This is a genomic window from Niveispirillum sp. FG148 (genome assembly GCF_057809655.1).
Genome location: NZ_JBMDKJ010000001.1, coordinates 18,767 through 32,587 on the forward strand (window position 1 = coordinate 18,767; position 13,821 = coordinate 32,587).

At 65.6% G+C, this 13,821-nt stretch carries 15 protein-coding genes; 11 read left to right on the forward strand and 4 right to left on the reverse strand.

Annotated features, from left to right (window positions below; all coding sequences use genetic code 11):
- Nucleotides 1-3 precede the first annotated feature (3 nt).
- Complete coding sequence (locus ACODTW_RS00090) at nt 4-1,107, forward strand: aromatic ring-hydroxylating oxygenase subunit alpha (RefSeq protein WP_488943821.1); 1,104 nt, start codon at nt 4-6, stop codon at nt 1,105-1,107.
- 108 nt (nt 1,108-1,215) lie between these two features.
- The gene (locus tag ACODTW_RS00095; RefSeq protein ID WP_488943822.1) at nt 1,216-1,581 is read left to right on the forward strand and encodes a hypothetical protein; all 366 of its coding nucleotides are present in this window, start codon (nt 1,216-1,218) and stop codon (nt 1,579-1,581) included.
- A 2-nt stretch (nt 1,582-1,583) separates the two neighbouring features.
- On the opposite strand, the gene ACODTW_RS00100 is transcribed toward ACODTW_RS00095, so the two are convergent.
- Nucleotides 1,584-2,897 carry a serine hydrolase domain-containing protein gene (locus ACODTW_RS00100; RefSeq protein ID WP_488943823.1) on the reverse strand — a complete coding sequence of 438 codons (1,314 nt, stop codon included), beginning with the start codon at nt 2,895-2,897 and terminating at the stop codon, nt 1,584-1,586.
- A 37-nt stretch (nt 2,898-2,934) separates the two neighbouring features.
- Here ACODTW_RS00100 and pseI point away from each other — a divergent pair, with 37 nt between their 5' ends.
- The 9 genes from pseI to ACODTW_RS00145 are packed head-to-tail and all read left to right on the forward strand — an operon-like array spanning nt 2,935 to nt 9,237.
- Entirely contained in the window at nt 2,935-4,029 is a 1,095-nt protein-coding gene (gene pseI, locus ACODTW_RS00105) for a pseudaminic acid synthase (RefSeq protein WP_488943824.1), read from the forward strand.
- Complete coding sequence (locus ACODTW_RS00110; protein WP_488943825.1) at nt 4,026-4,775, forward strand: cytidylyltransferase domain-containing protein; 750 nt, start codon at nt 4,026-4,028, stop codon at nt 4,773-4,775. The genes pseI and ACODTW_RS00110 overlap by 4 nt, the downstream gene beginning before the upstream one ends.
- Nucleotides 4,776-4,786: 11 nt before the next feature.
- The gene (locus ACODTW_RS00115) at nt 4,787-5,017 is read left to right on the forward strand and encodes an acyl carrier protein (protein WP_488943826.1); all 231 of its coding nucleotides are present in this window, start codon (nt 4,787-4,789) and stop codon (nt 5,015-5,017) included.
- 9 nt (nt 5,018-5,026) lie between these two features.
- Nucleotides 5,027-5,857, forward strand: coding sequence for an alpha/beta fold hydrolase (locus ACODTW_RS00120; protein WP_488943827.1), 831 nt, complete (start codon nt 5,027-5,029; stop codon nt 5,855-5,857).
- Nucleotides 5,854-6,105, forward strand: a complete 252-nt coding sequence (locus ACODTW_RS00125; RefSeq protein ID WP_488943828.1) for an acyl carrier protein — start codon at nt 5,854-5,856, stop codon at nt 6,103-6,105. Before ACODTW_RS00120 ends, ACODTW_RS00125 begins: the two co-directional genes overlap by 4 nt.
- Before the next feature lie 4 nt (nt 6,106-6,109).
- On the forward strand, nt 6,110-6,289 hold the full coding sequence (locus tag ACODTW_RS00130; protein ID WP_488943829.1) for a hypothetical protein: 180 nt from the start codon (nt 6,110-6,112) through the stop codon (nt 6,287-6,289).
- Nucleotides 6,290-6,330: 41 nt separating this feature from the next.
- Nucleotides 6,331-7,476, forward strand: coding sequence for an AMP-binding protein (locus ACODTW_RS00135; RefSeq protein ID WP_488943830.1), 1,146 nt, complete (start codon nt 6,331-6,333; stop codon nt 7,474-7,476).
- Nucleotides 7,473-8,201 carry an SDR family NAD(P)-dependent oxidoreductase gene (locus ACODTW_RS00140; RefSeq protein WP_488943831.1) on the forward strand — a complete coding sequence of 243 codons (729 nt, stop codon included), beginning with the start codon at nt 7,473-7,475 and terminating at the stop codon, nt 8,199-8,201. Before ACODTW_RS00135 ends, ACODTW_RS00140 begins: the two co-directional genes overlap by 4 nt.
- A 7-nt stretch (nt 8,202-8,208) precedes the next feature.
- Nucleotides 8,209-9,237, forward strand: coding sequence for a ketoacyl-ACP synthase III (locus ACODTW_RS00145; protein ID WP_488943832.1), 1,029 nt, complete (start codon nt 8,209-8,211; stop codon nt 9,235-9,237).
- Here the strand turns inward: ACODTW_RS00145 and ACODTW_RS00150 are convergent, their stop codons facing one another.
- The 3 genes from ACODTW_RS00150 to ACODTW_RS00160 form a co-directional block, all read right to left on the reverse strand.
- On the reverse strand, nt 9,238-9,696 hold the full coding sequence (locus tag ACODTW_RS00150; RefSeq protein WP_488943833.1) for a flagellar biosynthesis repressor FlbT: 459 nt from the start codon (nt 9,694-9,696) through the stop codon (nt 9,238-9,240).
- Nucleotides 9,697-9,930: 234 nt separating this feature from the next.
- Complete coding sequence (locus ACODTW_RS00155; RefSeq protein WP_488943834.1) at nt 9,931-11,856, reverse strand: flagellin N-terminal helical domain-containing protein; 1,926 nt, start codon at nt 11,854-11,856, stop codon at nt 9,931-9,933.
- Nucleotides 11,857-11,963: 107 nt separating this feature from the next.
- Nucleotides 11,964-13,451, reverse strand: coding sequence for a tetratricopeptide repeat protein (locus tag ACODTW_RS00160; protein WP_488943835.1), 1,488 nt, complete (start codon nt 13,449-13,451; stop codon nt 11,964-11,966).
- Nucleotides 13,452-13,821 lie beyond the last annotated feature (370 nt).

The window sequence follows — 13,821 nt, forward strand, 5'->3', positions numbered from 1 at the left end:
GCCATGCTGGCCCGTCCCGCCGCCCTGCCCGCCACCGATTACCGCGCCCCGGGCATCTTCATCGCCGAACAACGGGATTTATTCGCACGGTCATGGCAATTCGTCGGCTTTACCGATGAATTGGCCGAAGCCGGTTCCTGGCTGGCGCGGGAAATCGCGGGCGAGCCGGTGCTGATCCAGGATTTTGACGGTGAGATCAGGGCCCTGCGCAATGTCTGCACCCACCGGTTCGCACGGCTGCGTCCAGGCGAACAGGGGGTGGCGGGGGGCCCCCTGCGCTGTCCCTATCATGGCTGGACCTTCGATCGTGACGGCGTGCCGGTGGGCATCCCGGGCAATGCCGATTGTTTTGGCCTGGACAAGGCGGAAAAGCGCGCACTGGCCCTGAGGCGCTATGAACTGGATCGTATCGGCCGCTTCCTGTTCGTACGCGTGACACCGGGCGGACCGGCGCTGGCCGACTGGCTGGGCCCGCACACCGCCTTGTTGCAGGCCCTGTCCGACGGGATGCAGCCCCCCTTCGCGCAGGCAGCACAGCCCTGGCACGCCAATTGGAAGGTGGGGGTGGAAAATGTGCTGGAGGTCTATCATGTCGATGCCGTGCATCCGGACAGTTTCCGGGCCGTTGTCGACGGTTCCTGGCGCGTGGTTCCCTCCGGCATGCATTCGATCGGCTATGCGGGGGTCCGGCCGGAAGCCATGGATTGGTGGCAGAAGGCCGGCCGGCGCCTGGGCATCATCCCCGTGGATGCCGTGGCCGGCATGGAAGGATATGTGCATCTGCTGGCCTTCCCCAATCTGGCGATCGGCATCACGGCCGGCCGGATGATGAGCGTGCAGACACTTGAACCGACCAGTCCGGACACCTTCACCTTGCGCTACCGGCTCTGTCTGGCCCGCACCGCGGACGGCGCCAGCAAGGCCGGGCTGGCTGCCCTGACGGCGCATCTGGCCGCCCTGAACGAGACGCTGCTGTCGGAGGATCGGGCCATCTGCGCAGCCGTTGGCGCCGGCCTGCGCCATGCAACAGGGGCCGCGCTTCTGGGCGCCAATGAAATTCGCATCCGGCACTTCCATGAGACGATTCTGACCCATCGCCGCTTTTGAACGTCCCACCAGCCGACACGCAGGGCTGCGCCCCGAAAATCGGAGGGACTGACCTTGAGTGTTGGGCGTAGGCTTACAAGCTGACATTGTAAAAACGGGAGGCAGTGCATGAAGGAAATGCGCTCACTCAGCTTCACGGAACGTGAAGCGATCATGGCGACCGTCGACCTGATGCGCAAAATGCGCGTGCCGCTGCCGGTCGGGCAGGTCGTGGGGCTTCACCTGAGCGAGGACCCGGTCGGGGCGGACCTGATCATCGAGGATGATGACGGCAAGCGCACCCATGTCCATCGTTCGGCGGCCGAGCTGGCAGCATCGCTGGTGAATTACTGCCTGGAACGCAAGATCCGCCTGCCCTCCTCCTCCCGCAAGTTCGTGGAGGTGATCGGCGGCAGCTTGAACCTGATCGTCTATCTGGATGAAACGGACCTGTCGGCACCCAAGAAGCCCGCCCCGCCCCGTCGCCGGACCTGATATCAGTCCCGGCCCGCCAGGATTCCATCGACCAGCGCCTGCTCCCATCGGGTCAAGGAGGAGACGGGGCCGCTGGCGGCCTTGCGGTCCACATCAGTGCCAGTCAGCATATAGACGAACCCCCAGCGTCCCGACGGATCGGCCATGACGGCCCCCAGCAAGCCATAGGCATCGCCGAAATGACCGCAGAGGCGGGGATCATCGCCGCCGGCCGACCAGCGGTCGCCATCCCCCGCCCCGCCGCCATGGGTGGTGCATTGAATGCCCAATCCCCATTGCCGCAGCAAGCCGCCATCGGTGTCTCCATTCGACCGGATGGGATCGAAGGTCCATTGCGGGGCCAGCATGGCGTCGAACACGGGCCGCGGCAGCAGGGTGGCACCCTCCACGGCGCCATGGCCCAGAATCAGGCGCAGTAACCTTTCCAGGTCATGGGCAGAGGCGCGCAAGCCGCCCTGGGGTGACAGGGTGGTGCCGTTGCGCCCGGGAATGATGGCACCCAACGGCGCCCCGGCCTTTACGCCGAAGATGCTGGGCCGGTCATCCGGACGCGCGCCACGGTAATCATCGACCTGCGCGGCCCAGCGCCCATCCGCCAGCCGCTGATAGACGGGGGCCAGCGCCTGGAACGACGCCCCATCCAGGCGGCGCACGTCATAGGCGGCGCGCATGCCCAGGGGGCGCAGCACCCGCTGGGTCACCACCTCGTCAAATCGCTGACCGGTCAGCCGCTCGATCAGAGTCGCCATCACCCCGTAATTCAGGTTGGTATAGGTGAAGCGGCTGCCCGGCACCTCGTCCGCCCAGCGCGCACCGCCCGGATCGAAGGCGCCGCCCGGCCGCACCAGGTCTTCCAGACTGTAGGGCGGCGGCAGACCATAGACCTCCGCATCGCGCAGCGAAGAGGTGTGGGACAGCAGCATGCGCGTGGTGATGGGCCGATCGGGATGATGCGGGTTGCGGAAGGTGAAGCCCAGCAGGGGCGACAGATCAGCATCCAGGTCCAGCCGGCCGTCAGCCACCAGTTGCATCACCGCAATGCCCACCGGCAGCTTGGAGATGGAAGCCACCCGCACCGGCGTATCCAGGGTCAGCGCCCTTTCTCGCGCCGGCTCCGCCGGGTCGATGACGGCGCGGCCCGCGGCACGGGCAAAGACCGTCTGGCCGTCGCGCACCACAATCACCGCAACCCCGCTGACGGACGCCGTGGGCCCGGCCACCAGTCCATCCATGGCCCGTTCCAGCGCCGACCAGTCGCCCGCCCGGCAGGGGACCGCCAGCAGCATGAAGCCGAGTATCAGGCCCAGGAACCGCATCTTTTCTCCCTCCGCCGGCCCAGGCTTCCGCCGGGACATGCCGGAATGCTACCATCATTCCGGCTTCATCATATCGGCATCCGCCATGACCTGCTTTCCCGACCGTTTCCTGCCCGGCCAGCCGCCATTCCTGATTGCGGAGATGTCCGGCAATCATAATGGTGATATCGACCGCGCCCGCCGGCTGATCGATGCGGCCAAGGCAGCCGGGGCCGATGCCGTGAAGATCCAGACCTATACTGCCGACACCATCACCATGGATGTCGACCGGCCGGAATTCCGGCTGGAAGGTGGGCTGTGGGCCGGCAAGACGCTTTATGAACTGTACCAGGAGGCGCACACGCCCTGGGAATGGCACGCGGCCCTGTTCGCCCATGCGCGCGACGCCGGTATTGCCCTGTTCAGCAGCCCCTTCGATCCCACGGCCATCGACCTGCTGGAAAGCCTGGGCGCACCAGCCTACAAGATCGCCAGCTTCGAACTGATCGACCTGCCGCTGATCGCCAGGGCGGCCGCCACCGGCAAGCCGCTGATCATGTCCACGGGCATGGCGTCCCTGGGGGAAATCGCGGATGCCGTGGCGGCGGCGCAAGGGACCGGCAATTCCAACATCGCCCTGCTGCATTGTGTGTCGGGATACCCAACCCCGGTGGAGGATTGCGACCTGCGCACCATCCCCCACATGGCCCAAGCCTTCGGCCTGCCCGTCGGGCTGTCGGATCATACGATGGGGGTGGCTGTGCCCGTGGCCGCCGTCGCCCTGGGTGCCGTCATCGTGGAAAAGCATTTCACCCTGGCCCGCGCCGATGGCGGGCCGGACTGTGCCTTCTCCCTGGAACCGGCGGAATTCAAGGCCATGGCGGAGGCGTGCCGCACCGCCCATGCCGCACTGGGCGAAATCTCCTATGCCCTGAAACCATCGGAGGCCGGCGGGCGCACCTTCCGCCGCTCTCTCTATGTCAATCGCGCCGTGCCGGCGGGCACGGTGCTGACGGAAGGCGATGTGCGGTCCATCCGGCCGGGCCTGGGGCTGGCACCCAAGCATCTGCCCGACGTGCTGGGGCGCGTTGCGGCGCGCGACCTGACACGGGGTGAACCGGTGGACTGGACCATGCTGGGCAAGGCATCATGAGGGTGGCGCCCCGCATCGTCGGCATCATCCAGGCCCGCATGGGCTCCACCCGCCTGCCGGGCAAGGTGATGATGCCGGCAGCCGGGAAATCGCTGATCGCGCACCAGATCGACCGGTTGCGCCGCAGCCACCGGCTGAACGGGCTGGGCGTGGCGACCAGCGACCTGCCCGGCGACAATGTGCTGGCGGCCCATGTCGAGGGACTGGGTGTGCCCGTTTTCCGCGGCAGCGAAACCGATGTGCTGGATCGTTTCTACCGGGCAGCCCTTGCCCAGCGGGCCGATATCGTGCTGCGCTTCACCGGCGATTGTCCCCTGATCGATCCGGGATTGACTGACGCGCTGGTCGATCTGTTCACCGGCACCACCCCCGTCCCCGATTATGCCGCCATCGACGTCGCCCGCTATCCGCGCGGGCTGGATGCGGAAATCGTCCGCATGGAAACCCTGCACAAGGCCTGGAAAGAGGCGGTGGAGCCGTTTGAGCGTGAACATGTCATGCCCTTCCTCTGGCGCCGGCCGGACCGGTTCCGTCTGTCCTACCTGACGGATGCGACGCTGAACGCCCCATGGCGCTGGTGCGTCGATACGGAACAGGACCTGACGCTGGTACGGCACTTGCTGGAAAGCCTGTTGCCCGTTAATCCAGCCTTTGGCTGGCGGGATGCGGATGCCGCCATGCGCTCCCATCCCGACTGGGCATCGATCAACCGGGATGTGGTGCAAAAGACCCTTCCGCCTTTATAGGAGTAGATGACATGACCCGTGCGGAATTCCTGGCCGCCCTGGAAGAGATGCTGGAACTGGATGTCGGCACCCTGGCCCCGGATGCCACGCTGGACAGCCTGGACGCCTGGGACAGTCTGGCAGTCATCAGTTTCATCGCCCTGGTCGATGAACATTTCGACCGTATCGTCGCCGGCGAAGATCTGGCCAAGGCCAAGACCATCGCTGATCTGCTGGCCCTGACCGGCGCCGATCTGGGTTGATCCCTGCCGATGTCCGCCCTTCCCAGACCCGCGATCCCCATCGGCCGCACGCGGCGGCAGATGCTCGACCTGGACGGGCGCCCCGCGGCCTGGCTGTCGGGTGGCCGGCTGGGCCTGGGGGATGCGGGTCCCACACCCATGATCCTTCTGCACGGGCTGGGTGGCGACGCCCTGACCTGGCAGTTCAACCTGACAGCGCTTGGCACCGACCGCACCGTCCTGGCCCCCGACCTGCCGGGCCATGGTTCCAGTACGCTGGATGTGGGGCCTGGCCATGTCGATGATCTGGCCCGCTGGCTGGGACGCCTGATCGATGCCTGGGGCTGTCCCCGGGTGGATCTGGTCGGCCATTCGCTGGGCGCCCGTGTGGCCCTGGCGCTGGCCCATCAGCGGCCGGACCTTGTCGCCCGCCTCAGCCTGATCGCCTGTGCGGGCCTGGGCAGCGACCTGGACCATGCCTTCCTGGACAATCTGGCCGTCGCCGCCGACCTGGACCGGGCGCGGGCGGCAGCCACGGCCCTGTTCGCCACACCTGGACCGCTGGTCGAACCGCTGGCCCGTGCGCTGGCGCTGCGCCTGTCCACACCCGACAACCGCGCCGCCATCCAGGCGCTGCTGGCCGCCAATCGGTCGGAACTGTCACAGGCACTGGTGGAGGCGGACTGGGCCCCCGCCATGCCTGTGCAACTGATCTGGGGCGCCGATGACCGCATCGTGCCGCCACCCGATGCCGACCTGATCCCCGTCGGCATGCCCTTTCATCTTCTGCCCGGCGCCGGCCACATGCCGCATGTGGAAGCGGCCAGCCGCGTCAACGCCCTGATCCGGAGCTTCCATTGACCGATCTGAACGACCTGCTCTCGCTGATCAACCAGGAGGTCGCCCGTATTCTGACGGAGAAGGGGGAGGCGCCGGTGCCGCTGACCGCCGACACCCCGTTCCTGGATGGGCCGATGCCGTTCGACTCGCTGGATCTGGCGACCCTGATCGTGGCGCTGGAAGGGATCACGGGCAAGGACCCGTTCCGCCAGGGCTTCCGCCAGTTCGCGACGGCCGGTGAACTGGCCGCCCTTTACGCGGCAGCCTGATCCGATGAGCATCACCGGACAACTGGTCGTCGGCGGGGTCGCCCTCTATCTGCTGCTGCTGGCCCGCAGCGCCTGGAAGCAGGGGGAATTCAAACAGTTCCTCTGGGGCATTGTCATTGTCGTCGGTCTGATCGCCACCATCGGCGGCATCATCTGGGCGTGGATCAGCCTGAGCGGCGCCTGAAGCCCGTAGAATGTTCCCCCGTCCTGCCGCATGATGGCCGCATGTCACCGCTGCCCGCCCCTTCCTGGATTCATCCTGCTTTCCGCTTGCTGACCGGCGGCCGGGAATGGACATGGGCGGAGATCGCGGAACGCCAGCCTCACGACGGCACGCTGGTCACGGATGGTCATGACCTTGCCCGGTTGATTGCCACCCTGGCCGCCGGCTGGTCCCGACAGCAACCCGTGACCCTGCTGCGCGGGGGGCTGCCCGCACCCGACCGGATCGGGGAACAGGGCCGGCTGCTGTTGCTGGAGACATCCGGAACCACAGGTACACCCAAGCGCATCGCCCGTCCTTTCGAGGCTGTGCTGGCCGGGATCGAGCCGGCGCGCGGGCCCGCGGGGCGATGGCTGCTGGCCTACGACCCTTGCGGCTTTGCCGGATTGCAGGTGCTGCTGACAGCCCTGGTAGGGGGCGGCACCCTGCTGGCCGATCCGGGCGCCGATGCGACCGCCCTGGTTCGGTTGGCCGCCACGGCCGGCGCCACCCACATCAGCGCCACGCCCAGCTTCTGGCGCCTGCTGCTGTTGTCCGGCGCCACGCCCCCGCTGGCCCGCATCACCCTGGGCGGAGAGGCGGCGGATCAGCCCTTGCTGGATGCGTTGGCACAGCGCTTCCCCGACGTGCCCATCCGCTGCATCTATGCCAGCACCGAACTGGGCCGCCTGTTCAGCGTGTCCGATGGGCGGGAGGGCTTTCCCGCCACCTGGCTCTCCCAGCCGCCGGACGCCACCTCATTCCGTATCTGTAACGATATGTTGCAGGTGGGCCTTGGCGGCAGCTGGCACGACACCGGCGATCTGGTGGAAGTCGTTGATAATCGAGTATTGTTCCGTGGTCGAAATGATCTGATCGTCAATGTTGGCGGCGCAAAGGTCAACCCGGCCCCGGTCGAGTCCAGATTGCTGACCGTCCCTGGCATCATGGACGTGCTGGTCTACGGCATCCCCAGCCCCATCACCGGGGCGATCCTGGCGGCCGACATTGTGGCTCCGGCCTGGACGGATGACCCGCATTGGCGGGATCGGGTGACGCCCCTCCTTATCGACCTGCCGGCCCCGGCACGGCCCCGCCGGCTGCGGCTGGTGGACGCCCTGCCTCTTTCGGCAGCCGGCAAGAAACAACGCATTGCGGAGGTAGCATGACGCGCCATGTCATCGTCACCGGTGGCAGCCGTGGCCTTGGGTTGGCCCTGATTGAGGCGTTGCTGGCCGCCGGCTATTGCGTGTCGACCTGCAGCCGCACCATCGGTGATGCCCTGCCGTCCCTGTTGGACGCCCATGCCGACCGGCTGTTCTGGCAGCAGGCCGAGGTCGGGGTGCCCGAATCGACCGGTGCCTTCATTGATGCCGCCATTTCCCGCTTTGGCCCTCCCTGGGGTTTGGTCAACAATGCCGGGATTGCGCGGGAAGGCATCCTGGCGACCCTGCCGCTGGTCGAGGTGGAGACGCTGATCCAGACCAACCTGACGGGGGCCATCCAGGTTGCACGCGCAGCCCTGCGGCACATGCTGGCGCGGCCGGGCGGCGGGCGGATCATCAACATCTCCTCGATCATCGGGCAGCGCGGCTATACGGGCCTGTCTGCCTATGCGGCGACAAAGGCCGGACTGGACGGGTTGACCCGCGCCCTGGCGCGGGAGGTGGGTCGGCGCCAGATTACGGTGAATTCCGTCGCACCGGGTTACCTGGATACGGAAATGTCGGGTACCCTGTCGGCCGGACAGCGGGACCAGATCATCCGACGCACCCCCATGGCCCGCCTGGGCACCGCCGCCGATGTGGCACCCGCGGTCCTGTTCCTGCTGGGTGATGGTGGCCGGTTCATTACCGGCCAGACATTGACCATCGATGGCGGCATCACCTGCTGAGGTTCCCATGGCCCAGGCCCGCATCAACGGTATTGCGCTGCGCGGCATCGTTGCCGCCCTTCCCGAACGGGTGGAGGATGTTGCCGACATGGCTCGACGTTTCGGGGCCGAGGCGGCGGAGCGCGTCGCCGCAGCCACGGGCATCCGCCGCCGGCACATTGTCGCCCCCGGGCAATGCATGTCCGATCTGGCCCTGCCCGCGGCCAAGGAGCTGCTGGCGGAGCTCGACTGGGCAACCGACAGCGTGGATCTGCTGATCACCGTCACCCAGACACCCGACCATCCGCTGCCGGCGACGGCCTGCCTGCTGCAAAGCCGGCTGGGGCTCGCCCGGCACTGCGCCGCCTTCGATGTCGGGCTGGGCTGCTCAGGCTACGTCTACGGCCTGTGGCTGGCGGCGTCGCTGCTGGCGGGCATGGGGCGGGGTCGCTGCCTGCTGGTGGCCGGCGATACCACCAGCACGACCCTGAACCCGCAGGATCGGGCCGTCGCCCCGCTGTTCGGCGACGCCGCCGCGGTGACCGCGCTGGAATTCGATGCGGATGCCCCAACCATGACTATTGATGTCGGCACCGACGGGACCGGCGCACCCTATCTGATCCAGGCTGGCGGTGGGGCGCGACAACCGGACGGGCCCCTGCTGTTCATGGACGGAACCCAGGTTTTCGCCTTCACGCTGCGCGAGGTGCCCCGGGCCATTGCCGCCACATTGGCCGCGGCCGGCACCACCATCGCCGATATCGACCATGTCGTGCTGCATCAGGCCAATGAGATGATGGTGCGGCGGCTGGGACAGAAAATCGGCGCCAGGGAGGGTCAATTGCTTCTGGCGCTGGCGGACCGCGGCAATACCAGTTCCGCCTCCATTCCGCTGGCCATCAGCGACGGGTTGGGAGCGCAATTGCTGTCAGGCCGACACCGGCTGCTGCTCTGCGGCTTCGGTGTCGGCTGGTCATGGGGGACAGCGATCGTGGAAGTCCCCGGCATGCGCGTTTGCCGCACCATCCTGGTTGGTGGCGACGGCTGCGGCCGCTGATCACTCCACCGGCGATGCCGGCCGGCGGCGAACCTTGGTGACCACAAGCGGCGCCTTGCTGGGCTGATCCGCTGCTTTCGCCGGCGCGGCGCCCCCATCTGCTGGGAACAGCTTCCGGCAGATCTTCAGGGCCCGATAGTAATTGCCGGCAAGGACCAGTTGCTGGACCTCGTCGAACAGGACCCTTTCATCCGGCAGGGCCAGGCGCGCCTCGTCCAGGATGATGCCGAATTTCACCAGATTCAGCTCCGCATCCTCGGGGAAGATGTAGATCAGCTGGATAATGAAATAGAGCTTCTTCTCAATCGTGTCGCAGTTCTCTTCCTTCATGATCTCGCGACCACGCAGGAAGTTGACCTTGTTGTAGAAGAACAGCGAGACCGGATGGTCACCGACGCCAAGCACAGCGCCATTGACGATCAGCTTTTCCCCTGGACGCAAGACAAGCTTCAATGGCACGGCTGTGGTCCCCGCATGAGGCAGACGGAAATGGGTTCGGCTGATCAATCAATCAGCGCCCCAAGGAAGTAAGCCACCGACCACGGCAGGTCACGCAAAATACGCATCAAATGACCGGCATTTTTTACCGGACGGACCCGACACATGCCGATGGCTCTCAAGGCAACGAGGTGCCCGGAATCAAGAACGGCGGACCTGTTGGCCCGCCGTCCCCGTACGCTACGGTCCCGTGTCTTAGAACAGACGCAGGATCGACTGCTGAGACTGGTTGGCCAGCGACAGCGAGATCGTGCCCAACTGCTGGCGCGTCTGCAACAGCAGCAGGTTCGCACCTTCCTGGTTCTGATCAGCCTGCGTCAGCTTGTTCGCACCGTCCTGGAGGACGTTGGAGAACTCGCTGGTGAAGTCTTCGCGGGTCTGGATGACGTTCAGGTTCGTCGACAGGCTCTGCGAAGCACTACGCAGCGTGGTCGTGGCGAAGTTCAGGCTTTCCACCGCCTTGTCGATGTCGGCACGGTCCAGGAAGTCGTTCGACGCATAGTCGATACGCAGGCCCTGACCATCCGTCGTGACATTGCGGCTGAACACCGAGATGTTGGAGGTGTTGTCGGCGTTGAACTGCACCGACAGATCGTTCTCCGTGTTGGCGTCCGAACGCTGCACCGTCGTCAGGTTGGCATTCGCCTGCGAGGAGGCGGCGGTACGAACGGTCTTTGCATCGACCGTCACGCGAACCGTGCCGCTTTCAAACGCCAGGGCGTTTTCACCGTCTGACAGCTTGGCGCTGCCACGGGCATTGTTGCCCGAGCGCTCCACCGTCACGCCATTCAGGTTGGTGGCCGACAGGGTGATGTCGACATTCTTTTCAATCGACGACGAGCCATTGGCGGCCGTGCCCAGAGCTTCCAGCGCCGTGCGATCAACCGTGAAGCTGATCGTGGTGCCGGAGGAGAAGGTCACCGAAATGTCCTTCGTCTTGGCATTGCTGGCCGAGGCACCAACCGTGAAGCTGACGCCCGTGCCGGTGGTGACGTCGGAACCGATCGAGATCGATTCACCATCGCCGGTGGCATCATAGGCAACGTTGAAGCGCGTGCCGCTGTCATCACCATTCGACAGGGCGGTGCCGGCATCGGTGAAGTTCGTCGTATCGGCCTTGATGGCGTTGTACAGCTGCTCGGCGACGACCTTGCGGCGCTTCACCGGATCATCGTCCGTGCCGTTGCCGGAGTCGTACGCATCCAGATCGTCCTGGTCGACCGTGTAGGTGTAGGACGTACCATTCACCGTGGCGGTGAAGGTGTCGCCCACTTCAACAGCGCCGCTGATCGTGATCTTCGACTGCTGGCTGGTGCCAGACACGCCTGCGGTGGTCGTGCTGGCCGTCGCGTTCTGGGTATTGTCGAAGAACTTGATCGTACGCGATTCGCCGCCTTCGGAGACGACGACCGTACGCTCACGGCCGACATTACCGCGCATTTCAACGGACAGGTCGGAGAAGTTGCCGGCCGTCGCGGAGATCGTTCCGGAAACCTTGAACGAAACCAGACCGCGCTTGTCCTCGGCGCTGGAGATATCCTGCAGGTCGCCGCTGATGGCGCCGGTGCCGGATACATTGACGCTATAGGTGTCGGCGCTGGTCACGTTGGTGACGCGGCTGTTCGACAGACCTTCGATGGAATTGACGCTGGAGCGGCTGTCGGACGTGCTGTCCAGGCTCAGCCCATTACCCTTGAGCAGGTTCTTGCCGCCGTAACCGCTATCGCCAGCGATCTTGTCGATCTGCTCCTTGATGCGGTTGAACTGATCGGCCAGCGACTTGCGCGTGGCGATGGAGGCAGCGTCGTTGCCGAGGTTGGAATAGGCGCTGGTGGTCAGGCCCTTGGCCTGCTCGACCAGATCTTCGATCGCCGTGATACCCTTGTTGCCCGCCTGGATCGTGCTGATCGCCTGACCCATGGACTCCTTGAGGCCCGACAGGTCAGCGGACTGGGTGTTCAGGCCCTTCGCCGCGAAGAATGAATTGGGGCCGTCCAGAGCAGAATTGACCTTGTTGCCAGTCGCCAGCTTCTGCTGGATCGATTCGACCTGCTTGTTGGTCTTCTGCAGGAGCAGCAGGTTGCTGCGCATGCTGGACGTGAGATTAACGGATTCAGCCATCTGGGTCTCTCCTTTGGAGGCATGGAGTCCCGAATTTTTCGGGTCTGGATCAGAAAACACCCTCCCCATAAGAGAGTCAAGCGGTTTGAGCGCCTGAAGTGCTTACCTCACCTTCGGGACAGGTCAGCTGCGATCCGACCTACCGGGCTGCTCCAATCAGATGCCTGCTCTTGACGGTACAGCCGAATGGAATAGTACCAGGGGCTGGTGCTGCAATCCAGCCCCCATCGCCAATCCGGTGCCCGGTCCAAAAGTACATATGCCGGGACCCCGGCCGCCCCGGCCAGATGGGCCGGCATGGTACAGCAGGTCACCAGCAGGTCCAGGTGGGCCAGAACCGCCAGCGTATCCGCCACATCCGTCAGCGCTGGACCAAGATCGATGGCATTCGCGGGAAGCCCATCCCCCATCCCCATCGTCGATCGGCCGCCGCCCTTTTGCAGGATGACAGGGGTGATGCCCGGCAACTGCATGACCGGCAGCATCGCCGCCAATGGCACGGAGCGGTGCCGGTCGCGGCTGTGGTCGGGATTGCCGGCCCAGACGAAGCCGACTCGTAAGCCCGTGGCCGGCGCCAAAGCAGGGCGCCACTGTTCCACCAGGGCCGGGTCCGGCCTGAGATAGGGGATCGTGCCGGGGATGTGCCCGGCATCCTCAATGAACAGGCGCGGCAGGCTCATGCAGGGCAGGACGCCATCCAGATCGGGAAGCGCCGCCCCGTCATCGACGAATCCGGTAACACCGGGAAACCCGGCCAGCAGCCGCCTCAGCGGCTCGGGCCGCTGCAGATAGACCTGCACGCCCTGGGCTGCCAGCAGTGGAATGAAGCGCAACACCATGATGATGTCGCCCAATCCCTGCTCGACGGTGATCAGGACGCGCAGACCCGGCCGTGGCATGCCCCGGACAAATGGCAGGCCGAATGGTGGGGGGCCTTCTCCTTCCGGTCCGCCGGCCCGGTGATCATAAAGCGCCCAGCCGCGCCTCATCTCGCCCCGCGACAGACGCAGCAGACCTTCGTTCCAGGCGGCACGCCGCGCTTCGCGTCCACCCGGCGTCGCGACATGCCCTGCCCGCGTGAAGGCACAGATCGCCGGCTCCACCGCGCCGCGATCATAAAGCGCCGCACCAAGACTGTTCCAATGGGCGGCGGCGTCGGGTTCCAGCGCGCACGCATGCCGCAAGGCCTTCGAGGCCTCCACCGGCCGATCCAATGCGATCAATGCCAGCCCCAGATTGTGCCACGCTCCGGCCATATCGGGCTGCGCACCGATCGCAGCACGATAGGCGTCGGCTGCCGCCGCATGTTCACCCAGGCCGCGACGGGCATTGCCCAGCAATATCTGGACGCCGGCATCCTTCGGCACCACCTTTGAAACATGGCTGAACGCTGTCGCGGCCTCCCGCAGGCGTCCCAGAGCCATCAGAGCCTGACCGCGGATGATCCGGGCGAAAATATCGGCGCCCGACAAGGCCAGCGCCTCATCGGCCAGACGCAGAGCCGTGGCGGCATCACCCGCGGCCAGTACCCTCTGCGCCTGCAAGGCCGACTGGCGGGCCCTTGCCGCCAACCCTGCCGCCGCCCGTTCCGCCATCGCCACCCCTGCCTGCCCGCCGCAGCCGCCAAGGATTGCTGCGGCCTACCGGAGAATATCGGGCCAGGTCAGATCAAAAGACGCGGGCCCCGGCATCCGGTAATACCAGTATGGCTGTATAGAGTCAGAATATCACCACACGTTTAAATAAAATGTCTGATAACGGTGGGGAATATGTCAAAGCAAACAGCCCACCTTACGGTGGGCCGGCATACCTGTCCATAATGCATATGTCAGGCAACAAAATTGACGGAACCGCCCGTCGTACCCGCGGCGGGTACTGCGCTTCCAGCCGCAACACCCGCGGAGGAGCCGGTCGAAGCCGACTCACCAGGGGCCACAGTGGGCGCCGTTGACGTCAGTGAGGCAA